Here is a 24970-nt window from a genome sequence, read left to right as displayed (position 1 = left end):
CGCATGAAAGCAGTGCTTGCCTAAATCGATACCTAAGATGTGAATGGTAGACATATGGTTCACCTCGTTCTGAGAGCCTACTCTAAGCGTAGGGCTTGAGAGTGAGGCGGACCATATAATTAGCCCCGAAACCTCGGGGCTTTGCGTTTCTTGCAAAGTGAGGTCTACCCCTAGCTCATTGGCCTGCTGGTCGCGATCACTTGAACCTTTCTTTTCAACAAGTTTTGTGCTGCATTCGAGTCTTTTTCAAAGCTTAAAATCGCGTTGGAGAGTTCAGTGTTGGCAAGCATAGAAAGTGTCTCGCCTAGCTCCAGTTTTGAGTTAGTACGGTTTTGCTCTCGCTCGTTTGGATTTATCTGCACCACGGTTCTGCCTAAAAAGTTTCCCTTCTTTACAGACTCAGTCTGGCTATTGCTCTCAATCCAATCGATAGATAAGTGCTTTTGTGTTGGTTGGATGTCATTGGACATAGATTACCTAAACTCTTAAATCCGAGCTCTGAAGCTGAGAGGGCAAAGCTTCCATGGCGATGTGGGCGGATAACAAGTCTTCCCAAGATTCACTCTGTGTGAGCAGCTCAGCCAGTGCATCTTCAAACAGCTCGTAGTCGAGTGACTCTGCGTGAAGCAGTCTATTTAAACAAAGCTTATGTCGATGGTTATCTAAACTAAAAAACAGTTGATGCTCAGACCAATGGTAGTTGAATGCGACAAAAGAACGGTAAAGGTCAGAGTTAACAATTTGTAGATCGACGATCTCAGCTTCTAATTGAAGCATCCCTGTTGTTGGGTGAAAAATCACATGCACTCTTAAGTTGTCATCAAAAGCTAAACCCAATTCGTCTTCAATCAACTGTAATTTAGGTAACCCTATTTGATGAGCAAATTTAAGTAAAACCTCATCTACGATTTGGCGCGCAGACATAGAAGTTATCCTATTTAGAATTTTAAGGGTGAAATTATGGGAAGTGCATTTGAATGTTTATCAATATTGGTTGGATTTTTTTATATAAACGTTTTTTCTATAAGGTTAATAAACAAGTTATTGATGGTGTTGCTTATATCTTTAGTGCATATAAATTTCGCTTATATAATGTTTGATTATGTGCTTGGAACTAATGTCAAATTTTAAAACAAAGTAAATCCAGTGCCATTAAAGGTGTTCTTATTTTTGAGAATTTAATTTTTAATTTATATATGAAATATAGGTTGATCTTTTATATATTTCTGTACCAGAATTGCGACTGTCATTTTTAATAAAAAGATAAGTAGATAGAGTACGCAGTGAAATCTAGAACGCTTATTGGGTTGTTAAGCATTCTGCTTTTGAGCGCTTGCACTCACACCAGTTCCTTAGAAGGCGGGTTTGCGAGTTCTTCCCAAGCCGTGCTGTATGGATGGGTCGCTTTTGATAAGTATATTGCTCCCGTGAGTACATCGGTTGATATTGATGTATGCCAAGTGACTGCAGAACGGTGTATTACTGTCGCAAAGCAGACGTATCAAGGGGTTCAGCTACCTGTGCAATACTCTTTTGTTATTGCGCCGATTCAAGCTGGAAAAGGCGAAATGAAAATCCGTGCCGTGTTACGTTCTCAAGGAAAAATCATAGCCAGTAAAGAAGAAGGCTATATTTTTACGCAAGGCAGAGTACATAAGGACTTAAAACTAGAAGCTTACAATAATAACTAGAAAAGTAATCGTTTTCATTTTTCTATTTTAATAAAAAATTAAGTTGAATGAAGCGAATAATCCAGCGCTTAAACCCTAATTATTATTGGGTTTAAGTCATCGGTTCAGTGCTTCTTTATATGAATATCAGTTGCACTTACTGCAATTTTTATGTTTATATCCCCCGCTTCTGAGAAGTTGGCTAGATAGAATGGTTTAAAAATAAACACTTCGTTTTTTGTGGAAATACCAATATTAATGAAAGTAGGCTTAAATATTAGTACTTTCATTTATTCTAATATAATAAGAGCTTTGGTTGTTTGAGTATCACTAGTTATAAGTTGAACTTTAGCAAAAGCTTATTAATTCTCGAGAATATCACATAACAATATCGAGACGTTTTTCCAAGATTATTTTTTGCTGCTACAGGCAGTTTTTGAGCTATTTATAATTTATTCGGGGAGTATGGTCGTGCTATCGCACCTATGCTCTTTTCTTTGCTTCTTTAATTGACATCGTTTTGATTACACATCCGCGTGTACGTTTGCGTATTGGGTGTGAGTCAGGCTATGGCATTTCTCTAGTGGGATTAGAGAAATTAGAATTATGAAGGGTAGAAAATGGATGTGTTAGGCCAACTAAACACAGAAAGGGTCAACTCGCTATCGCGAAAAATCCATAGTGCTTGCTACTATGAAAAATACGATGAAGTATTTCATTCTCGCCAGTCTCACATTGTTGTCGTTCACAATGGACAATTGAGAGTTCAGACGGGGGACTGCACGTTAGATGTGGTCGCTGGTTGTGGGGTGTATCTCTCTCAAGGGGATTACTTACTAGAATACACGCCAGTAGATGGCCAATATACGGCGTCAGTGATCGAATTCGACAATGAACTTGTCAGTCAATTTTTGCAAAAGCACAGTGATTTACTGATGTCGCTACCAAAAGTTGAGAACGTTCAGTCTGGATTGTTCCCGTTTACTTTCAATTTGTTGATAGAGCAGGCCTTATCAGGGATGAAGACGCTAGAAGAGCAGTCTTATCCTGACACCATCATGCGCTTAAAATACGAGGAAATGCTCATCTTATTGCTCCACGGTGAGCAAGGAGAGAACCTGTATGCGTTATTATCACAGCTGACCAACAAAACCTCAGACCGACTGCGTCGCTTTATGGAACTCCATTACCTGAAGGAGTGGAAGTTGACCGACTACGCTCAAGAGTTTGGCGCGAGCCTGACGACGTTTAAAGAGCTCTTTAATGAGCACTATGGCGTTTCTCCTAGAGCGTGGATCAGTGAGCGCCGTTTGCTGCATGCCCATAAGTTATTGCTTACCAGCAAAATGAGCATTGTCGACGTCGCAATGGAAGCGGGCTTTTCTAGCCAATCTTACTTTACGCAAAGCTACCGACGCCGTTTTGGAACGACACCAAGTCGTGTACGTTCTGGGGATGAACAAGTCGCTATTGCTAAGTGAAATGTCTGACGACTAAAATTTTCTGACTAATTTTGAAAGGCATCAACTGGCGTAAATTCTATTATGCTCAGCGTAACAACGAACAAAACTATTACCTCTACTTCCTTCTGGATTGTTCGAAGTAGATGCGGAGAACAACACCAATGAAAAAGCTGCATTGGCGACGCCGTTCGCTTTTTCCTAACAACATTGTGACGCAAAGGAAGGTCACTGTATTGCAGAGAGGCGCAAGATACGAAGGTTTAACCCAATCATCGCAAGTGCCCAATGTTGTTAATGTCAATCACCGACAACTGCTTAGTGAAGACGTTCTGAGTTCAGAACAATTGTCTTTGCTACAACGTTTGCTTGACCGCAATGTCGTTGATTGCTTATGTGCAAGCCAAGTGGTGAAAACCTATCAAAGGTTTGGTACCTCTTTAGACCGGTTTGCCATGCGCCTCTTTCTCGAGGTGGGTGGGCAACTGAGTGATAATCACGTGTTGAGCTCTTTTGAGCAAAGGCTGGATTACATTAACAGCCGATTAGGGTTTCGCTTCAATTTGGCGTCACCTAAAACGCTGATTCTTTCAATGTATTTAACCCTGAATGAATGGGTGAACCGAAAGACAGATCAGACGGTGTTACATGACACCATAAAGCTAGAGCAGTTGATCAATCAGCTGAGTATTCAAAAAGAGTACTGGTTGAGGCTGTCGACAGAAGAGAACAGTGCGATTTTTGCAGAGCAGCAATTGGCATTGATTCAGAGTCAGCAGAGTGAATTGTATGAGCAGCTTGATGTTCTCAATGAACAACAAAATCAGGCGGTTGAATCCCACCGAGCCATGGTGGAGGAGTGGAAGCCAACGCTTGATAAGCTCAAAGGTTTATCTCAGTACGGTGAGACCTCAGATAAGTTTATCTCTGAATGGAAAGTCTGGTGTGGCGAAGCTCGAGTGCAAGCGCCGGAACTCAACGACGTGTGGGACGCTTGTGACCTTGTGTACAGCGACTTAAATGCGGTTGCGAAGATTTGGCAGTGGTTTCAAGACATGCACACTGTTGGCAATGTGGATCACTACTATTTTGATATTCAGAGTAACCAGTGCGGTCAAGCTTGTAACCATCTCAGCCAGATTTAAATAGAGCTAAATATGTTAGATCAAATGATGAAATCCCTCGCGGCAACGCTTGGGGTTGGGGATTTTATTGCCTCAAATAATGGTTCCTACGATATTGAAGTCGACCAGATGCTGCTTAACATTCGGCAGCATTCATCATGGGTCTTGTGGGAAACCGTGCTCCCATTTCAGTTTGAACAGCACCTCGATTACCAAAAAGAGCAGACGCTCAAACATTGTATGCAGCTCTCTTTGAAGACACTGCGCGACACGAGCAGCACACTGACGGTGAATGATAACGAGCAGTTGATTGTGCAAGGAAAGATGAATATGGAAAGCGTCACCACAGAAGCATTATGCGCCCAGCTCTCCCAGCATGTGAATTTGGTGGAGCAGTTTAATGGTGTGCTAGAGCACCAACGCGTTAACCATACCGTCAGCCACAGTATTTGGATTCCATAATGCTTGCCGTTTTAAAAAAACAACTACGCCGACTTGTTTGGTCTGTTGCATGTACTTTGAGTTTGTTGGCGGCATTGCCTTTACACGCATCAGAGTTGAATTGGCCTGATCAGCCGTTTCGTTACTATGCCGACAATGACTCTTTAAAAGAACTATTGAATAACTTTGGCGCTAACTATCGCGTTTCGGTGTCGGTCAGTGACAAGGTAAACGATCGAGTTAGTGGTCGATTTACGCCAGAAGACCCAGCCGAGTTTCTTGATTATCTAGCACAGGTCTACAACCTGATGTGGTATTTCGATGGCGCGGTGTTGCATGTGTACAAAGCGACGGAAACCCGTTCACGACTGTTACAGCTTGAACTTCTTACTGCCCGTGAGCTACGAAGTACTCTGATATCAACAGGGATTTGGGACTCTCGCTACGGTTGGCGTGTGGCAGAGAACAAAGGGCTGGTTTACTTAGCGGGGCCACCTAGATACGTTGATTTGGTTGTGCAAACGGCCGAAGCGCTGGAAAGCCGATTGGTTCAAAAGTCGAACTCTACCGATGAACTGTTTGTTGAAATTATTCCTTTGAAATATGCCTCAGCGACGGACAGAGAAATCACTTATCGCGATCAAGCGGTGACGGTGCCGGGCATTGCATCGGTATTAAGCCGAGTATTGTCGGGCGTTCAAACTCAGATCAAGGCAACCAAAGAGAGTGAAGAAGCGGACATCAATACGGCTGCAACCACGACGAAGAATGTTTCTGTACACGGCGGTGCGTCGGTTGAAGCAGAGCCAGGTTTAAACGCCATCATAGTGCGTGATACGCAAGCGCGTCTGCCTTTGTACCGCAAGTTAGTCGCTCAGTTGGATCAGCCACAGTCACGAATTGAAGTGGCACTCTCTATTGTCGATATCAGCGCGAACGATTTGAGCCAACTGGGTGTGGATTGGCGAGCGGGTATCGAGGTCGGTAACAACAGTATTTTAGACATCAAAACCACGGGTGACGTTGATGGTGGTGATGTGACGCTAGGTAGCGGGCAGACTTTTAAGTCACTGCTTGATGCGACCAACTTAAACTACTTGTTGGCTCAAATTCGTTTGTTGGAATCTCAAGGTAGCGCTCAAGTCGTGTCTCGACCGACTTTGCTAACTCAAGAAAACGTTGAAGCGGTCCTAAACAACAGCAGTACGTTCTACGTCAAGTTGATCGGTAAAGAAACTGCAGCGCTTGAAGAAGTGACCTACGGTACCTTACTGCGTATCGTCCCACGCATTGTTGGAGATAGATTTGTTGAAAGACCTGAAATCAACCTGAGTTTGCATCTTGAAGATGGTGCGCAAATTCCAGATGGCGGTGTTGATGATGTGCCATCTATCCGAAAAACAGAGATCAGCACGTTAGCGACCGTGAAGCAAGGTCAGAGCCTACTCATCGGTGGTGTATACCGTGATGAAATCAGTCATCAACTGCGTAAAGTGCCTTTGTTAGGGGACATCCCATACCTTGGTGCCTTGTTTAGAAGTACGACCGATACCACCAGAAGAACGGTGCGCATGTTCATTATTGAGCCGAGAATTGTTGTCGATGGCATTGGCGACAACGTGCTTATCGGTAATGAGTATGACTTGAGGCCGAAGCTCGGCACCTTGAACAATATTTCAAATAACAGTGTAGATCTGAAATCGGCACTCGCGCTCTACAGCTGTACATCTCAAGTACAAGCGGAGCGTCATCAACAAGATCTATTGTCACAGGGCAAATCTTCGCTGTTATCACAATGCGAGCTGCCTTCAGGGCAAAAAGGATGGCGAGTGCAAATCAAAGAGTGTGATGGCTCAGAGAATCATTGCGTTCGACCATTAGAGGAGCAATAGCCTCAATGCAGCAATGGAAAATTCGTATTCTCTCTGGTGTTCATGCCGGAGTAGAGGTGACCTTACCCAATGATTCATTGGTGTTGGGGAGCGATGACTTTAACGCCGATCTTGTGTTGACCGATTCGGACATCAAGGCGAGTCACCTTGTATTGGTATGCGATGGCGAAACCGTCTTACTGCGTGATTGCGATGAGGTCTCGATCAATAACGAGAGCGTTACCGTTGACGCTGATGGGTTTGAATTATCGCGTAACGCTTTGGTGTCGGTTGGCCGCTTAAACTTTGCGGTGGGACATCTTGAAGACGACTTGGTTATCGATATCACGACGGAAGCCGCGGATAAACATGTGGCACCGGTCAGTCATAAACCGTCGTCAGGTTGGAAGAGAACGGTCTTGATCGGCTTGATGTGTAGCCTGATCCCAAGTGTGATATTTGCCGGTGTTTGGTATAGCCAAATCCGAGCCAGCGACAGCGATGCTATTACTGAAGCGGAGCCCATCGTTTTGGTGCGCAATATTCTGAGCGAATTAAAGCTCGATGATGTGCGAGTTGAGTGGAATGCCACGGCAAGGCAAGCAGTACTGGAAGGGTATGTCGAAGACAGAACCGCAAAACTGCAACTGTTGGGAAGAATTGACGCGCTAGGGATCAACTACAAAAGTGACCTGCGAACCATGGAAGAGATTCGTCGCGGCGTGCGCTTTATCTTGCGTAACCTCGGTTATCACCAAGTCAAAGTTGAAAATGGTGAAGAGACCGGCACGCTGCTCTTAACGGGGTACATTGATGATGCGAGCCGTTGGAGCCAAGTCGAGCAGATATTAGAGCGTGATGTCCCGGGGCTGGTCGCTTGGAAGGTCGAACTGCAAAGAGCGGGCGCCTATATGGATACGCTCAAAGCCTTGCTTGAAAAAGCTGAGTTATTAAAGAAAGTTCAGTTAGTAACAAGTGGCGATCGTATTGAAGTACGCGGTGAGTTGGATGACATCGAGACCACTCGCTTCTATGGCGTTACGAGGGATTTCCGTGAGCAGTATGGCGAGAAACCTTACTTGGTTTTGAAGTCCATTCCGAAAGTAAGCAAGGGAACCAACATCGATTTTCCGTTTCGTAGCGTGAACTTCGGTCAAGTCCCTTATGTGATTCTTACGGACAATGTTCGTTACATGGTTGGGGCACGCACCCCTCAAGGGTATCGCATTTCTAGCGTCACCCCAGCAGGAATAGAGCTTGTGAAAGGCGGGCGAGTGATCACGATCGATCTAGGGTATGAAGGTGGAAATACCAATGACAAATCTTGAACAACTACTACAAAGCGACTCGGGGCAGGAACAGAAAGAGGCAATTATCCTCAAGTTCAAGCAAGCGCAATCTGCAGTTAAGCGCCAGCTCGATCTTGGCTGTGCTCCCCAAGAATATCAGTTGCTACTCAAACAGCATGAGGCGTATCAAGCGGCCTTAGCTGTGATTGAAACTGTCGAATGCAATAAATAAACAAGAGGCGATACCTATGTCATTTTACGATGCGAGTAACAGTGTTTATCTCGATGATGTTAAAGCGAAACTAGAAGAACAAGCAAAAGCGGCGAATGAAGCCGTGAATGAAGCGATCAAAAACTTAGAAACGAACGCTGATGACCCATCGAAGCTGGCTGAATTGCAGCACACCATCAACAAATGGTCAGTGGTTTACAACATCAATGCGACCACGACTCGTGCTATCAAGGATGTGATGCAGTCGATTCTGCAGAAGGTGTAAGTTATGGAAAAAGACATGCGTTTGCTGCTGGCCGAAACGGCTTTGATGGCAACTGGTATGCATCGCCACGAAGAGGCAGAGACGATTGCGTCTTGCCTTGAATCCCAAGGGGATACCGAAGAAGTCGTGGCAATGATTCGCTCTATGAGTTTGATGAATCGTGGGCGCTATGAAGAGGCGCATCGCCTGCTTGAACCGATGTGCGTGAACTCTCCTGACTTAGTCTGCTTAGCGGCTCTGGCGGCGGGTAAAGCAGGGTTAGCGAGTAAAGCGGAATCATGGCTGGCGATGGCTTCAAAAGGCAGTGAAGAAAGCCAAGCCTTTGCAACGAGCTTCTCTCAGGATATCAGGAACCTTTAATGAAGGTTGAAAACAACTCGCTCAACTATGTACTCAGTCAGGTTCAGCAGCCAGCCAGAGTTGATCTGCACGAGGCAAACAAGATGAATCGTTTGATGAGTGAAAGTGCATCAGACAACAGTGCATCAGACAGCAATTCATCAAACAAGAGCGCATCGCCAGTGCAAAAAAGCACGGACATCGTCTCTCAGTCTGAGGCCAAAGTGACGGCAATTAAAGAGTGGTATGAAGCGCTCAAGAGTTCCGGAAACTTTAGCTCAACGGCACTTAGCCGCTCACTTGAAGGAGCGCTTACTTCTCCAAGCGAGCAGAAAGAGGCGTTGTGGTATGCACTTAGCCAGGAAAGAAGCGTAAAAGGCACCGATAAAGCGTCTCCAGAATTACTGGCTTCACTCGAACAAGAGTTACTGGGAAGCTTTTCTGGACGTTTGCTGGCCGATCCTCCAAAAGACCGTGAGGAGCTAAAAGTGCTGCTGTCTGAGCATTTCCCTCTGGGGGCGCAAAAAGAACAAGCACTTTGGCATAGCTGGGCCGAGTTGAAAGACATTCCTGATCAAGAGCCATTGTTAGACATGGTTCGGGAAGAGTTGAGCTTTGTTATACAAATCAACTCGATGGTCAAAAACATGCTGACTTACAGCCACAAACTAGAGCTCTCATAGGAACGCAGATGATCAATACGCAGTACACCGAAGTCATGCAGACGAATCTAGAGCAAGTGCAAGATGCGCAAGCTCAGGATGGGCTTAGCGAACGTTTCGAGCAAGCGATGTTGGCCCCGGAAGGAAACAATGGTTTAGAAGGTGGTTTGTTAGAAAACATTAGTGAACTGAAAAATACCATCGATAACGCAAAAAGCAGTTTAACCGACAGCATGAAAATGGTGGGTGACGATCCTGCTCAGCTTTTGCAAATGCAATGGGCGTTGACTCGAATTACCTTTCAAGAGGAGCTGATCGCCAAGACGGTAGGTAAAACGACGCAAAACGTAGAAACACTGTTGAAGGCACAGTAGTCACAATGAAGTCAGTCATCACAATAAAAACAATGCGCGCAGTAAGCATGTTACTGGTTCTATTTTTGGTGGGTTGTCAGACCGAACTTTACACCGGAGTGAGCCAGAAAGAAGGCAACGAAATGTTGTCAATCTTACTTTCTGAAGGCGTCGTCGCCACCAAAGAACCGGATAAAGACAACACCGTCAAGTTGATGGTAGATAACGCACAAATTGCGTTTGCGGTTGATGCGCTTAAGCGCAAAGGTTACCCAAGAGAGCAGTTCTCTACACTTAAAGAAGTCTTCCCGAAAGACGATCTGATTTCGTCTCCGCTTGCCGAGCGAGCAAGACTTATTTACGCGAAATCGCAAGAGTTATCGTCCACATTGTCACAAATTGATGGTGTGTTGGTCGCTCGCGTTCACGTGGTACTTGAAGACCAAAATCTTCGTCCTGGTGAGCGCCCAACGCCAGCTTCTGCCTCGGTATTTATCAAGCATGCTGCGGATGTCGCGTTGGATTCTTATGTTCCTCAAATCAAGCTGTTAGTTAACAACAGCATCGAAGGGTTGAACTACGACCGTATCAGCGTGGTGATGGTGCCATCTTCGGAAGTTCGTGTGACGTCTCAAGGTAATCAATTCGAAAGCATTCTGTCGATTCAAGTGACCAAAGACACCGCAAGCCATTTGATTGCAATCCTTGTTTTCTTGGTACTACTGATCATTGGCTCTAATGCAGCAACGTTTGCTTGGTGCCGCAGGAATGTGAAACGTGGTTAATCCCGAAACGCCGGCTTCCCAAATTCAGCATCAGTTTAACTATTGCCCTTGCAGTTATATTGACGAAAGTTGGGTAATGGAAAAACAGCCTTGGCTGTTAAAACTCCGAGGTTGGAGGGAACAGGCGGCCATCAATCAGTGGTGTATTGAAGACTGGGCGTTATCGCCAATTACGGATCATGCTTTTAATCATCCATACAACAGTCTGGCTTTACTGCCTGTAGAGGCAACAAACCGACTACTGTTGATGATTGGCGGAATCATGTATTGCCAAGCGATGCGCCAAGTGGTGCTAAAGCAACCTAAACAGTGTCTTAATCAGGTCTTTGGGGTGGATGAAACGCGTTTTTTGATCCAACAAGGACCGATGATGATTTCCAACTGGCCTAGCGGTTGGCAAAAGCCACTGCCAAACAGTCTCGATGAAAAAAGCTTTGAAAAGACAGCCCGAGAGCTGGGGTATTTATGGGTCACGTTCTTACTGGTGAAGTCACCATCAGAGTTAGTGCAACGATGGCAGTTTAAGCTCGATCGTCAACTGACGCTGATGGATCACAGTGCAGATTGGTTGGATGACGCGCATCGCGATCTCGCATATCGACTTATCAAGAAAATCGCAAAACAGGTAATTCCTCAATGGTTTCATTTGTTGAAATAAAAACCGACAACTTGCAATTGGCGCCGGGCTTAAAAGTGCTCAAAGCAAAAGACTATGTGAGTTACTTAGATTCGCAGCATTTGGTTGAGGCGGCGCACTCAAAAGCAGAAAGCATCATTGCGAAAGCGGACGAAGCCTATGAACTAGAGAGGCTGCGAGGTTATCAGGACGGCATCGATCAAGCGAAGATTGAGAACGCAGAAACCATGCTAGCAACGCTTGCTCGATGCAACGAATACTATCTGCAGGTCGAGCAAAAAATGACAGGTGTTGTGCTCGATGCTGTCAGAAAGATCATCAACAGCTTTGATGATGTGGATACCACTGCAAGTGTCGTGAGAGAGGCGCTCCAACTTGTCAGTAACCAGAAGCAAGTGATTCTGCACGTACACCCAGAGCAGGTTACTGAAGTGCGGGAGAAGGTTTCCTCCATACTCAGTGATTTCCCTGAAGTGGGGTACGTTGAAGTCATTGCCGATGCACGTTTAAAAAACGGCGGCTGCATATTGGAGACCGAGGTCGGTATTATTGATGCGAGCATCGACGGGCAGCTACAAGCACTCAAGCATGCCATCACCAAGCAATTGAGCGAACGCCAGCAGATACAGCCCTAACGCGTTTATTTTCGTTCTCCGTAAGTCCAGCTATGCTGGGCTTTTTTTAGGTCATCATATGCCTTGTTCTAAACGGCTTAAAATGAAAAAAAGCCGACCATATCTAGCATATTCCCCCATCCGAATTCAGCATAATCACTCCATCAGCCAATACTCTGTTCTTATCTAAACCGCAGAGATGTAAATACAAAAATAGGAATGTAAACCAGATGGTCAACGGATTTATATCGACCCTTCTAAACGACTTTGCAAAGCGTTGCCAAATAGAAACGCTGGAATTTGATGAAGAAGGCTGTTGTCGCTTAATTATTGATAACGAAGTGGCGATTACACTTCGAACAAATGAAGAGAAGCTGACGCTTATTGGCTTAATTTCCGGTGAGAAACCACATCCCGATGTTTATTTTCAACACATGAAGGCGGCATTAACCAAAGATGAGCCCTACGTATGTTGGGATGAAGATGCTGGTTACATCGGCTTTATTCACATTCATCAAACGATGTTAACCGAGACATATTTTGAAACGTCGATTGCTCAATTTGTTGATTGGTTAAAGCTGTCAGCAAGCCCGCAGGAGCAAGCGATGCAAGAACAAACACAGACAATAGATGCGGCTCAATTTGCCACACTAAGGGTATAAATGATGATTAGTTTTGGAAACGTAAGTGCGCTACAAGCCGCAATGCCGCAAGCGCGAAATGATATTCTCAATGAAGGCAAACTCAATGTGGGTGGCAAGGAATATAAGGTCGATGCAGATACTCAGCAGTTTGTTCGTTCAAACCCAAGTAACAGTGCAGTCGCTCGATTCTTTGAAGCAACGGGTAAGCTATTTAGAGAAGGCAACACAGACTCAGTAGCGAAAGCGATTACGAAATCGGTATTCGATAATGAACTTGGACAAGCTCAGCGCTTGCAAACCAGTTCTTCTGTTGAGCACGGTCAAATGCTGTTTAAAGATGCCAGCCTTAAAACGCCGGCCGATGTGTTAAATGCCTTTAGCCGACTTGATGCTCAGGCGATTAAGTCAGACAGTGGTGAACTTAACCAATTGGCTGAGCGCGCGATGTCAGAAGCGCTATTGGATACGAAATCAGGACAGGACTTGAAGTCACAAATTGGTGAGGGTGCAACAAAAGCATTAGCTGGTAAAGTTGTTAAAGCTTTTGGTGGCGGTGCGATGGGCGTGAAGAACAACCCAAATACCGCGATGGGCTTGGAAGTTGTATTTGAAACCGAGGTTAAGAACTTAAAAGCGGCACAAGCACATATTGAAGGTTTGGCAAACAAAGACTTGAGTTCGGGTGTCTATGCGGATTCGCTAGCGGAAGAGAAATTCAACAAAACGGGCACGACGAACAACCTTGAACGCGCGGCGGCTTGGATCATTAACGCATCGACTTCGAAAGGAAACGATGCTGATAATATTACCGCGCTTCTTAAAGAATACGCGGCCAATGATAAAGACTTGCTGAACATGGATAACTTAAAAGAGCTTCATGCGCGAGCGGTGCCGAATATTGAAAGAGATTACCGAGGCCCAGCGACGGCTGGTGGCGCACTTCCATCAAGCATTGGTGGTGAAGGCATGCTAAAACAGCACATAGAGGGCTTTTTGAAAGAAAACTCAGTGGCAGATAAAGACCTTGGAAAACAGTTGTTTGCTGGTGTGATTGGCTACCATGGCTTCACGGATGGTAACGGTCGTATGGGACGTATGCTGTATGCGATTGCTGAGTTGAGAAACGATTCATTCACGCCTCTTGCTTTAAGTGCAGAGCTTAGTCTTCACGGGATTAAGTAAATTTCCTCACCATATTTAGAGCGACGAAAGTCGCTCTTTTTCGTTGTGAGTTATATATATTAACATTGAAGTGTGAAACCGAAGTAATAAGTTTTTTCATTAATAGTTTTGATGTTTTACCCTTGGATTAATCAATTAAACTTATTGGCGGATTCTTATCTTTAAATAGCTTTTTTAAAACGAATTTTTATATTCATTCCGCTAGGTTTTATTTAAGTGTTTATTTCTATTATTTTGTGCAGCAGTTCACGAGAGGTAATGGAAAACAACAAAATAAAAGCTAATTTCGACATCGCAAACTTTCTATTTACGTTTTACTAGAGAGAGTAAATAGAGGAGTTGCAATGAATACAATACAAGTTCTATTAAATGAGTTTTGTGAGATAAATGAGCTACCGCCACTTAACTTTTCTGAAGAAGGTCGCTGTCAGTTATTAGTTGATGACCGTTACGTGATTTACTTTAGCGCGACAGATAACAACGATCTTATTCTATCCGTGGCTTTTGGCGGACTCGAAAGAAGTGGTGAACTGAGGGTGAAAGGCCTTGAGCTTCTGGCTCATGCTAATTATTTCTCCATTGCTGAAGGGGGCCTAACCCTGTCGCTGGCTCCAAATGGCAGGCAGCTTGTTCTCGCGGGCAGGAAGCCAATAGAGCACTTAGATGCCGCGAGTTTGTCAACTTGGTTCCATGCGCTCAATGAGCAAGCTCAGCTCTGGCAAGCCCGATTTGCGATGCTAGACCAAGACATCACTCCATTACCCAACACACAGCTATCTCACGTACAGACCCTTCGAGTCTAAGGAGTTCATCCATGGTAAATCCAACGAATAAAATTAGCCAAAGCCCGGTTCCTAACTTAGACCAATTTCGTTCTGTTGCGGCGCAAAAAGATGACCGAGTGATCAGCAAGCGTGGCAAGGTAAAAGAGCCGTCGACCTTCCATAAAGGGCAAAAATTTGCAGCAGTGAGTGAACATTTGCTGCGCTCAAAATACCCAAAGTACTTTCAAGAAAATATTAAGACTCATCTTGATTTAAAGCAGGCGTTATTAAAACAAGAAAAGCCAGAGACGGCACTGTTAGCTTTCTCCCTTGTCAGCCCATCAGGGTACCGAGGTGAACCACTAACGGAACGAAAGATCCTTGAAGTAGTGAACTTGTTGGAGGAGGTTAAGATTGACGGTAGCGCTTATGAAAACCTCAAAGGTACGTTTGATTCGATCAGTCACGATCCTCGCTTACAGGTGAGCATCGAAAATCAATATCCAGGAAAAATGGACGGCTTTGGGGCAGAGTTGCTTGAGATGGCAAAAGATAAGCTCAAAGGTACTGGTGTTAATGCGGCGATTAACCTTGCCTTGCCGGGCGTTGGATTGCTGGTGGCGACAGGTCGTGAGTTGCACAAAGCAGCGGTAAATGGCGATGCAGAGGCTTACCATCATCAATTGGATCAAATTGCGCAACTGCCCGGTCGTGATCAGAGACTTGCTTTGCCGATGCAACAAGCCTTAGCACACGGACACGCCACCTTGTCGACTGAAGGTGCTGTTACAGCAACATTAGGGATGGCTACAGGCAGCCTTGGTGCTTTTGGAGTCAACTCTGTGGGGACGGCGGGTGTGCTTCCTGTTGCAAAAGAAGCATTGGGCAGTGCTGCGGCATCAGGCTTAATCAGTGGTTCTGGTTTTGTGGCAGGTCAAGCGGGCTCGTATGGTTTGAATAACGAAGCTCAAGAGGTGTTTCGTCAAGATCCCATGTCTGGTGTGCTACCACGTATCGAAGTGTCTAACAGCAAAGGAGACTTTACCTTTAGTATGCAAGATTCCGCGTCAGTACGTGCTTTGATGGCGTATTTAGGCCCAAAAGAGGACAAGTCGATGACGTCTCCTCAAGCGCCGAAAGAAGCACAGGAAATGGAAACAGCGCGCTTAACGCTCAAGAAGATGCTGGGCTCTGAAGCCAGTGAACACTTGGTGCCAGATGTCGATCCTATGCTTAAACTGAGTGTGGAAGATGCTCCAAGTCAAACTGAATCCGTGGCGAATGGTGCGTTTAAGAAACTGCTTAGTGAAGATTGGGACTGGTTGATGCCAGCCGTCCGAGCCATTGATCAAGGTAAGGCACAGGACATCAATAAGACCTTGACCTACAAACTGCCTCTCGATGCAGAAAACGGACGAGTGTACTTGGATAAAAGCCCGAACCTGAGTGAAGGGCAATTATCAGCGTTAGAGAAGCTAGGCTCACCAAGCCAGTTAAGATTGATGTACTTAGCAGAAGGCTGGGTTTAATCCGTTGAGTTTAAAAGCTCGCGGCTAAATCGTAGTTAAGAAGAAAAGCAAAAGGGAGCGTAAGCTCCCTTTGTGTTCAGTTAAATTCCTTAAAAAACAGTGCCAATGCCTGTTCCTATAAAGACAAAATAAATCCGTTTCCCGTTATTCCTCTGACTGCTCAAGAGACGCAACCCAACGCAGGATCTCGGCGGTGGCTTCAATAAGATCGCTAGGAATGTACTGGTTTAACTGACCATCGGCATAAAGAGCACGTGCGAGTGGTACTTTTTGCATCACAGGGATGCCTTCTTCGTGGGCTATCGCGATCATACGTTTCGCCATCGCATCGGTTTCTTTAAGGGTTATCACAGGCAGCGGTGTTTCGCCCTTTTTGTAGTACAAACCAATAGCGATGTGGGTTGGGTTCGTTACCAACACATTCGAACGTTTAACGTTATCTCTTTGGTTCGAAGCTTGCAGCTCTTGGTGTAACTGACGACGCTTACTCTTGATTTCCGGGCTGCCCTCCATCTCTTTATATTCGCGTTTAACTTCGTCTTTAGTCATCTTTAGTTGCTTGGTGTGGTCGAACTTTTGGTAAGCGTAATCGGCAGCTGCAATCACAATAAAGCCGACGGAAGAGATGATCATGAGTTGTTTCACCAATACGCCGGTGATGGTCGGTACACACTCTAATCCGCATGTCGGGATTTGCAGTAGCGTGTTTAAGTTGCCTTTCAGTGTTACCCAAATGATGCAGGAAAGGAGCGAGACTTTAAGAATTGACTTAATAAACTCAATGATGCTCTTTAGCGAGAAAATTCGTTTCGCCCCTTCGACGGGGTTGATCTTTTTGATATCTGGTTTGACGGATTCACCACTAAATAGCAAGCCGAATTGCCCCATGTTCGACATGATGGCAATCAATGCCGCCACGATCAGGATCGGTGCTAGTAGGTAGACCATTTCTTTGGCAATAGCGATGGCTACGTCAAGCAACGCATCCTGAAACCCTTGATAAGCCAACTCACTCGGTAACAAAAGTAGGGCAGAGATGTGCGACATATAGTAGTCAGCAAAGGCAAATAAGACGGCAATTAGGGCTAGGATTAACGCCGATGAGACGACTTCCTGACTTTTGGCGACTTGCCCTTTTTGCCGGGCATCCCGAAGTTTTTTCGGGGTGGGGAGTTCCGTTTTTTCTCCGCTCATTGCTCTTCCTGTCTGTTATTACCAAATGGTATTGAGCTGTTCTCTGAACAGTACGATTTCAGAGAAAAGGGCTTGAAAGTGGTCCATCATCAATGCCAAATAAACAATCAATAGCACGCTGGCAATGGCACTTTTGATCGGCATGGCTAAAGAGAAAACGTTCAGCTGTGGGGCGAATCGGCTAATCAGCGCGAGTCCAAACTCGGCAAGGAACATGGCTAAAACCAAAGGCGCAGACATCAAAACGCCAAGCCACATAAGTTGCTCGAACTGAGCGTAGAAAAAGTGCACCCATTCCTCAGTGACGGTTGGGAAAAAGCTAATCACAGGCCACGACGCATAGCTGTTAAACAGCGCATAAATAAAAGCGACAAAGCCACCACCGGAGAAGAACAAGGTGATCAGAGTTTGAGTCAATAGCACGGCCGTTGGCGTTGACTGAGAGCCGAGAGTGGGGTTAAACATACTTGCCATCGCAGCACCACGTTGGTTATCCACCAAAAAGCCTGCTGCCTCAATAGCCCAAAAAGGGATTGCTGCAACAAAGCCAATCAGCATACCCAATAACACCTCTTTGCCTAAGATGACCATCAACCAAATCCCATCCGTTTCTGCGGGCAGGTCTTGTTGGTTGATCATTGGGAAGATAAACAGTGCAAGCGAGCACAAAACACCATTTCTTACCAAGGTGCCACCCAGCATTTGCTTGTTTAAGATCGGCAAAAATATAAAGCAAGCCATTAACCTAGGGAGCGTCAAGCTGTATAGGAACAGGGCTTGGTGCAAATCATCGTAACTCATCGTATTTGCGGGATTTTATCCAAGGTCAACGTGGCAAATGAATGCAGCTCGGCGCCCAGCCATTGTGTGGTAACAAATAGGGTAATGATGACGGCGATCAGTTTGACGACAAAGCCTAACGTCTGTTCTTGTACTTGTGTTAGCGCTTGGACAAGAGAGACCAAGGTACCGACAAGTGCCGCAACCAAAATCGGCGGCAGTGACAAGAACAGAACAAGCGTTAGAGCCTGAGTGGTGAAGTGGATGATTTCAGCCGGATTCATGCTTCTCTCCTCATTATCCGTAACTGAGCACTAGGCCATGGGTCAACTTGGTCCAACCGTCTAGCAACACAAAGAGCAACAACTTGAATGGCAGTGAGATGGTCATTGGCGAGACCATCATCATGCCCATTGCCAGCAAGATGTTGGATACGATCAGATCGATAGCGATAAATGGCAGGTACAACAAGAAGCCAATCTCAAACGCTCTAGTTAGCTCACTCACGGTAAAAGCGGGGAGCAACAACAATAAGCTGTCTGACTCTAAACGGTCGACGTACTTTTGTGGCCACAAGGTTCTTGCCGCATCGGTAAAAAAGACCGATTCAGTTTCACGGATGTGCTTTTTTAAAAACTCACGATACGGCTGCAATCCACTTTCGATTAAACCTTCGATGCTCTCTGAATCTTCAAGTGAGATTTCGTGCTGGGTCACGTAGTCATAGGTTTCAAACCCTACAGGCGCCATGATGAAGATCGACAGAATGATCGCCAATCCGTACAAGGCCATATTGGGTGGAATCTGTTGTACACCTAGTGCATTTCTTAGCAGAGAGAAAACCACGGCCAGTTTAACGAATGAGGTCGCCATCATTGCAATGAAAGGAACCAGAGCAAGAAGGGCAAGTGTGACGATGAGGTTCAGTTCATCAGGTAACTGGATCATGCTGGCTCCTGACTGCCGCCAAACAGTTCGAGAACGCGCACACCCAAGCGTTCATTGATGTTCACAAGCTCGCATTCCCCAATGATTTTTCCGTTTGCTCGCATGGTGACTGGGTTAGAAATTGGTTGGTTAAGCTCAAAGGTAAACCCTGGTTGCAGTGCGTTAAGTTGTTCTAAAGTAATGGTTTGCTGACCAACATCGAAAGTCAGTTCAATTGGTAATTGCTGGTGGTCGGTCAGTGCTTCAGAGCTGTTGATATCGTTCATATTGGTTTCTTTTTTTTGGATATGGAGTGTCGTATTGTCGAGTTGGCATCGCCAAAGGTTCTGATTCGAGACCTGAAGCAGCACTTGGTGTTGCGCGATGTAGCAATCATCGAAAAACACCACATCGCCCAGTGCCAGTTGCTCAAATTGACTGAGCGCCAAACGCGTTTTGCCAAAGCTCAACCAGAAGGGCAGTGCGATGTTTTGGCTCAGATAAGAGGGCGCTTGTGGCAGAGTGTCAATCAACACATCTCGACCCTCATTGACCCACAGGCTAAGAGAGACATCATTGCGATTGATGGTGAGCATCAACACGTTTTCTTCTTGTGTAGGCTGCTCATGAACTTGCAACTTGCTCAATACCGGAAGTTGTCCAAATAAGCGCTTAATCACGTCGGTGTAGGGCTCAATTTGGCTACTGATCAGCGCCAATTGCAATGAGTTTGGCAGTGATTCAAATGCCGTCGAGTCAAGAATGCTATGTAACCATTGCTGTAATTGCGCACCGCTGAAATCGATTTGAATGGTTTGCCCACCAATGAGTAGCGTTAAACGATAGCCAGAAAACTCCGGTTTTTGGCCAAGCGTGACCGATAAGCTATTGCTCTGACTATCTTGAAAGTGGCACTGTTTTGCGCACAGTTGATTGCTCAGCGCGATGCTTGAAGGTTCGACCTTTGGGAAATCTAATATCATCATTCGTCCTCAGGCTTCCATTCATCGTAAATGCTGCGTTGTTGTCGTGAGCGTTGTTGGTCTTGTTGTTGGTTCATCTGTTCGCTGACTGCAATTCGAATCGGTTGGTCGATGCCTAAACGTTGCAGACGCTCGGTCAACTCTTGCTTAGCCGTTTGGTTGATCAGCGAAAGAGCGTGCTCTTGCTTAATCAGCACGCTGTAGCCAGAACTGTCCTGCTTGATGGAGATCTCGCCGCCTTTTAATTGACCTTCATTAAGAAGCAGACGAACTTCTTTTTCGTTTGCTGAAGGAAGAGACACGTAGATCTTGTCGACTAACTTATTAATCAATTCATTTACGTCTTGAGTTCTGCTCTGGGGTGCGTGTGTCTCTACGTTTTTAAGGATGATGTCGCCTTGCGCTGTCGATTGGCTTAGGTTGGCCGTCGGGTGAAACTTAGCGTCCGACTCTGAACTTGGATGACGCAGTTCGATGTGCTTCACCGGCTTAACCTTCTCTTCAAGCGCGGCCAATGCGCCTTTCGAGTCCACAATTTTCGAGTCCACAATAGCAGTAGCGTCTTTTGTGGTTGGAGCGAGTTTGTGAGCCGCTGCATCCAATTTATGCAGTTGACCTTGCAGCACACTCTGCACGGTTGATGGCTCAGTTTTGTTCCGCAGATTGGCTTGGTCAGTCTGAATCGGTAATACCTGATCCTTTAGAGCGTTAGGCAAGCTGGTCATCGGTATTTTAGGATCACGAGAAAAACCATTATCTAATGGTGCCGTGCTTACCGAGCTGACTTGCTTATTGTTCGAGTCTTTTTCTGCCGCAGAGTTAGAAGCCAACGGCTGTGATTTATCCGTTTCTTTACTTCCTATCGACTGCTCGATTAGAGGGTGTGGTTTTACGGGTTTGCCAGTATCTGAATGTGGCTCTTTCGCAGGGCGCTCTGAAGCCTCGCTATGGCTCTCTTCGTTTTTATCTTTGTTGTCCATTACCTGCACGGTTTCTCTTTCTGAGAGATCGTGACTTGGCTTTTCTAGATGCAGACCTGCGTCTGACTTCTCATTAGTAGGTTGATCTTTCAAGTTTTCAGGGTGCTCTTGGCCACCCTCGATCTGCTCTTTCCCCGCCTCAGGAATAGCACTGCTGACCTTGCCTTTGTGCTTCATGCCATCGAGCTTATCTGCGTTCAATACAGCAGCGAATAAGCGAGAGGTCTCTGACTCATGTTCGCTCTCTGCTTGCGTTGGCTTAAGTGCATTATTAAAGCGAGATTCGAGCTCTTCTGAGATTTGGTTGACTGGCCTCTGTTGAACCTGTTGCGGACGTTCAGTTGTGTTTGGATGATCGTTTTTGACTCGCATCTTTACCTTCTATGAAACAACAACGCTGCGGAACTCTTCTTGTTCGAGCTCTTCTTGATACTGCACTTGGCGTGCTTGCTCAGCGATTTCTTGTTCGTTTAATTGAATGAATTTTTCTTTGGTTTTATGGGCGGCCAGAGCTTCTTGCTTTCTTTCCTTGAGTCGCTGGTTCTCTTGTTCCAATGCCTTTTTTTCTTCTGCAGCTCGTTGTTTTAAATCGGCTTCTCTTTCCCTTAACAGCGCGATTTCTTGCCGCAATATTTCAAGTTCTTTTAGAACGACGGTTTTCTGTTTGGCTTTCGCAAAGCGCCGTTCTTCTTCCTCTTCGCGCCATTGACGATAATCAACGACAGACTGTTCCGCCTTTCGGAGTGAGGCTCGTGCGTTATTGACTCGATACTCTTGTTGCTGAACCGCGCGATCGGCACGGTCGGCACGAATTTTTTTTATCTCTAGCAATTGCTCGATCATAAGCCTGCAAGTCCACGCAGCTGCGTGACGGTCTCTTCGAGCTCACTTGGCTCGTGCGTGCCTTGGCGTAAGAACGCTCGGATATCATCTCCCTGTGCGATGGCCATATCCGCGCGACTGTCGGCGCCGTGTTGGTACTCACCAATTTTTATTAGCAGTTCGACTTCTTCATATTTGGCCAGCATTTCACGCATGTGAGCCGCGGACGCTTGATGAGTTTTATCGACGATTTGGTTCATCACACGGCTGGCCGAGCGAAGCACATCAATGGCTGGATAGTGGTTCATCGCCGCCAGTTTGCGAGAGAGAATGATGTGACCATCGAGTATCGAACGCGTCTCATCGGCAACCGGTTCTGTCATATCGTCACCTTCCACAAGCACGGTATACAGCGCGGTGATGGAACCTTTGTCTGATTGACCTGCACGTTCCATCAGTTTTGGTAGTGCGGCAAAAACTGAAGGCGGATAGCCTCGTCGTGTTGGTGGTTCGCCAGCTGCCAAGCCGATTTCACGCTGAGCTCGGGCAAAACGCGTCACCGAATCCATCAGCAGCAGGACACGCTTACCTTGGTCGCGGAAGTACTCCGCGATGGAGGTTGCAACGAACGCCGCTTTGGCTCGTTCCATTGCTGGTCGGTCTGAGGTTGCGACAACCAATACAGACCTTGCCATGCCTTCTTCACCAAGGTCGTGCTCGATAAATTCTCTTACTTCACGGCCCCTTTCACCGATGAGGGCAAGCACGGTTACATCGACATCGGCAGAGCGAATGAGTTTGGCGAGTAGGGTACTTTTACCTCCGCCAGCCGCAGCAAAAATGCCCATCCTTTGTCCTTCCCCACAGGTGAGTAATCCGTCGATGGAACGCACGCCCATCGAAATCGGCTTTTCAATCAGCTTTCTCTGCATTGGTGGCGGCGCATCACGATAAACCGGATACCAAGCGCTCGGTTCAGTGCTTTGAGAGCCATCGAATGGGCGGCCGAGGCCATCGAGAATTTTCCCTAACAGATGATCGCCAACGCCGACTTCGTGCATTTTTCCAAGCGGGCTCACTTCGGTATTGGAGGAAATACCAAACATGTTGCCAAGTGGGGTAAGCAACGCATGGTGTTGCTGAAAACCCACCACTTCCGCAAGCAGCGACAAGGTTTGATCGGGATTTCGTAGCTCACAAAGCTCGCCGACACGAACACCAGGCACAACGGCTTTGATGATGGTGCCAGTCACTTGAGTCACGCGACCGCGGATTTGGATCAAACGCGTTTGCTTGATGGCCGATTGTTGAGTTTCGGTGATGTATGAGAAGTCGTTCAATTTAAGAAAACATGCGCAATAACTGATGCTGGGAGAATAGAAAGGATGGCGCCGTATTTATAGTGACTATTGGTCGGGAGTTTTTAGAAAACTTAAAACGCCCTAAAAAAACACGTCTGATTTTGACAGCCGATTAAAAATGCAATTCCTATAATTCGTCCATATTGTAGGAAGGAGTGCAAATCAATGAGCACTATCAATAGCCAAATTTTAACGGGCAACAAATTTGACGCGCCAATTCGAAGTAACCTTGAGTCTTCCCGCACGGGAGCCTCAGTCAATGGTAATTATCGAGGTGAAACTGTCCGCGTACACAATGCAACTCAGTCGTTGTTTGATGCAATGGAAGAGCTGACGGCGTTAGGTTCAGAAAAAGCAGAAAAAGATCTCACGAAACGCAAAGTGAAAGACGGCAGCATTCGCGTGAATGAAGCGCATGAGCTGGTTTCTGATTACCTAAGAAAAGTGCCTGATCTTGAGAAGAACCAAAAGATCAAAGACCTTGCTACCAAAATGGCAAGCGGCAACTTATCAACGATTGCTCAGTTACAGGCGTACCTCAACGGATTCTCTGAAGAGAAGAGCCATCAGTACCTCGCGCTGCAAGCAGTGAAAAAGTTCCTCGGAGCCAATCCGGAAAGTAAGAACCTATTAGCGCTGATAGACCAAGCCATTCTGACCTTTGAGCAGAACCCGGACTCTTGGGCTCAGATTGATACTGAAATTCGTGTTTCAAGCTTTGCGGATGAATACAGCCAAGAGCAAGGCTTTAGCAGTTTGCACCAATTGCGTGGTTTCTATCGCGACACGGTACATAGCTACCAAGGTTTAGGCTCAGCATACAAGGATGTGGTTGAGCGTTTTGGTGCAAAAGAGGTCTCCACGGCGGTCGATTTTATGTTGCAGGGCATGAGCGCAGATTTGAGCGTTCAAGGTAGCAATATTGACTCCGTTAAGCTTCAGCTTCTGATGTCCGATATGCAAAAACTCAAGACGTTGAATACGCTTCAAGACCAAGTTAGCAACCTCTACCAGATGTTCAAACCTCAGCAGGTAAACTATGGCTTATCAAGTTACTGATTTGATGTCAGACGTCATCGCTTTGGTTGAACAGCGTTGGGTTGGAAGTGCCGAGATATGGAACCTAGTGAACGCCATGGAGTTGGCGTCCACGGAGCGAAGAATTAGCTTTTTTAGGGAACTGCACAAACTGATTCGCCATATTCCAATTGATGTATTTAACGACGAAGAACAGCGACAAAACCTAATACAAGCTGTGCAAAAAGCGCTTGATGAAGCGATTGATTTAGAAGAAGAGGAAATGTGGGACGATGAATTGGATTGATGCGTCAGTGGATGATTTTTGCCGAGGAATGGGGCTTGAAGCGGTGGACTTCTCGTCAGCAGGACGTGTTCAACTGAGCTTCGAACAAAGCGGTACTCTGCATATCGAGAAGCATCAAGACTGCCTGTTTCTTATGCTGGCGAAACCGCTGCCTTGGCACCAGTCGAATGAGCCGATTAAAAAGGCGTTGAGTTTTTGCCATGCAGGTCAAGGTTGGCCATTCCTCATTAAGACTGGGTTGCTGGATGAACAGACACTGGTCTTCTCTGCACAAATTGAAGGGGATGAAGTGACCTTGCCAACCATCGAACAAGCGTTCGCTCTACTGGCTCGTTTACATAAAGATGTGGCGGATTCATGAGTCGCATCAGTACATTAAACGTTGGTATTGAAGGCTTTACTCACGTTTCACTTGAACAAGTTGAAAACGACTTCCCACAGCGCTTTCAACTGTTGCCTGACGGTCAAGCCATCGCGACTCACCTAGAGAAATTGTACGAGCTTCGCCCCTCTGAGCAGTACTTGATGTCGCTTGCCAAGCCAAAGTTGACGCATTCGGAGCTACTTCGCCCAGACAAATACCGTCAACAGTTTGATACCACTCAGCTGCGGCTTCAGGAATTGGCGCAGAAAAATGGTTCGCACGCGCTCAATCAGGCACTGGAAACACTGCAAAGTACCCAATTAGACCAACGTTATCTCACCATGGCGTTGAATCTACTGATTCAGGTTTAAGCC

At 46.0% G+C, this 24970-nt stretch carries 32 protein-coding genes; 22 read left to right on the top strand and 10 right to left on the bottom strand.

Features of this window, described 5'->3' with window-relative positions; genetic code table 11:
- Window positions 1-170 precede the first annotated feature (170 nt).
- Together exsE2 and ATB76_RS07365 are read right to left on the bottom strand one after the other, a co-directional pair.
- On the bottom strand, window positions 171-470 hold the full coding sequence (gene exsE2 / locus ATB76_RS07370; protein WP_061034976.1) for a T3SS regulon translocated regulator ExsE2: 300 nt from the start codon (window positions 468-470) through the stop codon (window positions 171-173).
- Between the two features lie 7 nt (window positions 471-477).
- The gene (locus ATB76_RS07365; protein ID WP_039975164.1) at window positions 478-924 is read right to left on the bottom strand and encodes a CesT family type III secretion system chaperone; all 447 of its coding nucleotides are present in this window, start codon (window positions 922-924) and stop codon (window positions 478-480) included.
- 359 nt (window positions 925-1283) lie between these two features.
- On the opposite strand from ATB76_RS07365, the gene ATB76_RS07360 reads away from it, so the two are divergent.
- The 18 genes from ATB76_RS07360 to ATB76_RS07275 all read left to right on the top strand — a co-directional run bounded on the left by ATB76_RS07360 (window position 1284) and on the right by ATB76_RS07275 (window position 15861).
- Window positions 1284-1691, top strand: a complete 408-nt coding sequence (locus ATB76_RS07360) for a YscW family type III secretion system pilotin (protein WP_061034975.1) — start codon at window positions 1284-1286, stop codon at window positions 1689-1691.
- A 599-nt stretch (window positions 1692-2290) separates the two neighbouring features.
- On the top strand, window positions 2291-3151 hold the full coding sequence (locus ATB76_RS07355) for an AraC family transcriptional regulator (RefSeq protein WP_061034974.1): 861 nt from the start codon (window positions 2291-2293) through the stop codon (window positions 3149-3151).
- A gap of 143 nt (window positions 3152-3294) precedes the next feature.
- Entirely contained in the window at window positions 3295-4275 is a 981-nt protein-coding gene (locus ATB76_RS07350) for a T3SS regulon anti-activator ExsD domain-containing protein (protein WP_054755774.1), read from the top strand.
- 12 nt (window positions 4276-4287) lie between these two features.
- Window positions 4288-4716: a YscB family type III secretion system chaperone gene (locus ATB76_RS07345; protein ID WP_061034973.1), complete on the top strand. Its 429-nt coding sequence runs from the start codon at window positions 4288-4290 to the stop codon at window positions 4714-4716.
- The gene (sctC, locus tag ATB76_RS07340; protein WP_061034972.1) at window positions 4716-6587 is read left to right on the top strand and encodes a type III secretion system outer membrane ring subunit SctC; all 1872 of its coding nucleotides are present in this window, start codon (window positions 4716-4718) and stop codon (window positions 6585-6587) included. The genes ATB76_RS07345 and sctC overlap by 1 nt, the downstream gene beginning before the upstream one ends.
- 5 nt (window positions 6588-6592) lie before the next feature.
- Window positions 6593-7894 (top strand): type III secretion system inner membrane ring subunit SctD, encoded by a 1302-nt coding sequence (gene sctD / locus ATB76_RS07335; protein WP_061034971.1) that lies wholly within the window; start codon window positions 6593-6595, stop codon window positions 7892-7894.
- Entirely contained in the window at window positions 7881-8087 is a 207-nt protein-coding gene (locus ATB76_RS07330; RefSeq protein WP_039975158.1) for an EscE/YscE/SsaE family type III secretion system needle protein co-chaperone, read from the top strand. The genes sctD and ATB76_RS07330 overlap by 14 nt, the downstream gene beginning before the upstream one ends.
- A gap of 16 nt (window positions 8088-8103) precedes the next feature.
- Window positions 8104-8352, top strand: coding sequence for a type III secretion system needle filament subunit SctF (gene sctF / locus ATB76_RS07325; RefSeq protein ID WP_005426103.1), 249 nt, complete (start codon window positions 8104-8106; stop codon window positions 8350-8352).
- A 3-nt stretch (window positions 8353-8355) separates the two neighbouring features.
- Window positions 8356-8712 carry a YscG family type III secretion system chaperone gene (locus ATB76_RS07320; RefSeq protein WP_061034970.1) on the top strand — a complete coding sequence of 119 codons (357 nt, stop codon included), beginning with the start codon at window positions 8356-8358 and terminating at the stop codon, window positions 8710-8712.
- On the top strand, window positions 8712-9374 hold the full coding sequence (locus ATB76_RS07315; RefSeq protein ID WP_061034969.1) for a YopR family T3SS polymerization control protein: 663 nt from the start codon (window positions 8712-8714) through the stop codon (window positions 9372-9374). Before ATB76_RS07320 ends, ATB76_RS07315 begins: the two co-directional genes overlap by 1 nt.
- 8 nt (window positions 9375-9382) lie before the next feature.
- Window positions 9383-9727, top strand: coding sequence for a type III secretion system inner rod subunit SctI (sctI, locus tag ATB76_RS07310; RefSeq protein ID WP_005426285.1), 345 nt, complete (start codon window positions 9383-9385; stop codon window positions 9725-9727).
- A 32-nt stretch (window positions 9728-9759) separates the two neighbouring features.
- Window positions 9760-10491: a type III secretion inner membrane ring lipoprotein SctJ gene (sctJ, locus tag ATB76_RS07305; RefSeq protein WP_010646247.1), complete on the top strand. Its 732-nt coding sequence runs from the start codon at window positions 9760-9762 to the stop codon at window positions 10489-10491.
- Window positions 10484-11149, top strand: a complete 666-nt coding sequence (gene vscK, locus ATB76_RS07300; protein WP_061034968.1) for a SctK family type III secretion system sorting platform protein VscK — start codon at window positions 10484-10486, stop codon at window positions 11147-11149. The genes sctJ and vscK overlap by 8 nt, the downstream gene beginning before the upstream one ends.
- Window positions 11128-11763 (top strand): HrpE/YscL family type III secretion apparatus protein, encoded by a 636-nt coding sequence (locus ATB76_RS07295; RefSeq protein WP_045409727.1) that lies wholly within the window; start codon window positions 11128-11130, stop codon window positions 11761-11763. Before vscK ends, ATB76_RS07295 begins: the two co-directional genes overlap by 22 nt.
- Window positions 11764-11972: 209 nt before the next feature.
- A complete protein-coding gene (locus tag ATB76_RS07290) occupies window positions 11973-12404 on the top strand; it encodes a CesT family type III secretion system chaperone (RefSeq protein ID WP_038875787.1) in 432 nt (143 codons plus the stop codon).
- A gap of 3 nt (window positions 12405-12407) precedes the next feature.
- Window positions 12408-13568, top strand: a complete 1161-nt coding sequence (locus ATB76_RS07285; RefSeq protein ID WP_061034990.1) for a VopS family T3SS effector adenosine monophosphate-protein transferase — start codon at window positions 12408-12410, stop codon at window positions 13566-13568.
- A gap of 344 nt (window positions 13569-13912) precedes the next feature.
- Window positions 13913-14371 (top strand): CesT family type III secretion system chaperone, encoded by a 459-nt coding sequence (locus ATB76_RS07280; RefSeq protein ID WP_061034967.1) that lies wholly within the window; start codon window positions 13913-13915, stop codon window positions 14369-14371.
- A gap of 11 nt (window positions 14372-14382) precedes the next feature.
- Window positions 14383-15861 carry a hypothetical protein gene (locus tag ATB76_RS07275; RefSeq protein ID WP_038866874.1) on the top strand — a complete coding sequence of 493 codons (1479 nt, stop codon included), beginning with the start codon at window positions 14383-14385 and terminating at the stop codon, window positions 15859-15861.
- Between the two features lie 144 nt (window positions 15862-16005).
- Here ATB76_RS07275 and sctU read toward each other — a convergent pair whose 3' ends face one another.
- The 8 genes from sctU to vscN are packed head-to-tail and all read right to left on the bottom strand — an operon-like array spanning window position 16006 to window position 22887.
- Entirely contained in the window at window positions 16006-17055 is a 1050-nt protein-coding gene (sctU, locus tag ATB76_RS07270) for a type III secretion system export apparatus subunit SctU (protein WP_061034966.1), read from the bottom strand.
- A gap of 18 nt (window positions 17056-17073) precedes the next feature.
- Entirely contained in the window at window positions 17074-17856 is a 783-nt protein-coding gene (sctT, locus tag ATB76_RS07265; RefSeq protein ID WP_045424042.1) for a type III secretion system export apparatus subunit SctT, read from the bottom strand.
- The gene (gene vscS / locus ATB76_RS07260) at window positions 17853-18119 is read right to left on the bottom strand and encodes a SctS family type III secretion system export apparatus subunit VscS (protein ID WP_005426136.1); all 267 of its coding nucleotides are present in this window, start codon (window positions 18117-18119) and stop codon (window positions 17853-17855) included. The genes sctT and vscS overlap by 4 nt, the downstream gene beginning before the upstream one ends.
- A gap of 13 nt (window positions 18120-18132) precedes the next feature.
- Window positions 18133-18783, bottom strand: coding sequence for a SctR family type III secretion system export apparatus subunit VscR (vscR, locus tag ATB76_RS07255; RefSeq protein WP_038866882.1), 651 nt, complete (start codon window positions 18781-18783; stop codon window positions 18133-18135).
- Complete coding sequence (sctQ, locus tag ATB76_RS07250; RefSeq protein WP_061034989.1) at window positions 18780-19745, bottom strand: type III secretion system cytoplasmic ring protein SctQ; 966 nt, start codon at window positions 19743-19745, stop codon at window positions 18780-18782. The genes vscR and sctQ overlap by 4 nt, the downstream gene beginning before the upstream one ends.
- Window positions 19745-21097, bottom strand: a complete 1353-nt coding sequence (locus tag ATB76_RS07245) for a type III secretion system needle length determinant (RefSeq protein WP_061034965.1) — start codon at window positions 21095-21097, stop codon at window positions 19745-19747. The genes sctQ and ATB76_RS07245 overlap by 1 nt, the downstream gene beginning before the upstream one ends.
- Before the next feature lie 9 nt (window positions 21098-21106).
- Complete coding sequence (locus ATB76_RS07240) at window positions 21107-21568, bottom strand: YscO family type III secretion system apparatus protein (RefSeq protein ID WP_005528941.1); 462 nt, start codon at window positions 21566-21568, stop codon at window positions 21107-21109.
- Entirely contained in the window at window positions 21565-22887 is a 1323-nt protein-coding gene (gene vscN / locus ATB76_RS07235; RefSeq protein WP_038875771.1) for a SctN family type III secretion system ATPase VscN, read from the bottom strand. The genes ATB76_RS07240 and vscN overlap by 4 nt, the downstream gene beginning before the upstream one ends.
- 186 nt (window positions 22888-23073) lie before the next feature.
- On the opposite strand from vscN, the gene sctW reads away from it, so the two are divergent.
- From sctW to vscX, 4 genes are read left to right on the top strand one after another with little or no spacing between them, the layout of a single operon-like run.
- The gene (gene sctW / locus ATB76_RS07230) at window positions 23074-23967 is read left to right on the top strand and encodes a type III secretion system gatekeeper subunit SctW (RefSeq protein ID WP_061034964.1); all 894 of its coding nucleotides are present in this window, start codon (window positions 23074-23076) and stop codon (window positions 23965-23967) included.
- Complete coding sequence (locus tag ATB76_RS07225) at window positions 23948-24232, top strand: TyeA family type III secretion system gatekeeper subunit (RefSeq protein WP_061034963.1); 285 nt, start codon at window positions 23948-23950, stop codon at window positions 24230-24232. Before sctW ends, ATB76_RS07225 begins: the two co-directional genes overlap by 20 nt.
- A complete protein-coding gene (sycN, locus tag ATB76_RS07220) occupies window positions 24219-24593 on the top strand; it encodes a type III secretion chaperone SycN (protein WP_038875764.1) in 375 nt (124 codons plus the stop codon). The genes ATB76_RS07225 and sycN overlap by 14 nt, the downstream gene beginning before the upstream one ends.
- Window positions 24590-24967: a type III secretion system protein VscX gene (gene vscX, locus ATB76_RS07215; RefSeq protein ID WP_038875761.1), complete on the top strand. Its 378-nt coding sequence runs from the start codon at window positions 24590-24592 to the stop codon at window positions 24965-24967. Before sycN ends, vscX begins: the two co-directional genes overlap by 4 nt.
- Window positions 24968-24970: the final 3 nt, after the last annotated feature.

Origin of the sequence: Vibrio sp. MOR3, assembly GCF_001557775.1 — a bacterium.
In the GTDB taxonomy this organism is placed as follows: Bacteria; Pseudomonadota; Gammaproteobacteria; order Enterobacterales; family Vibrionaceae; genus Vibrio; species Vibrio jasicida.
Note: the sequence above shows the minus strand (reverse complement) of the source record. Positions and strands in the feature narration are given on the sequence as shown.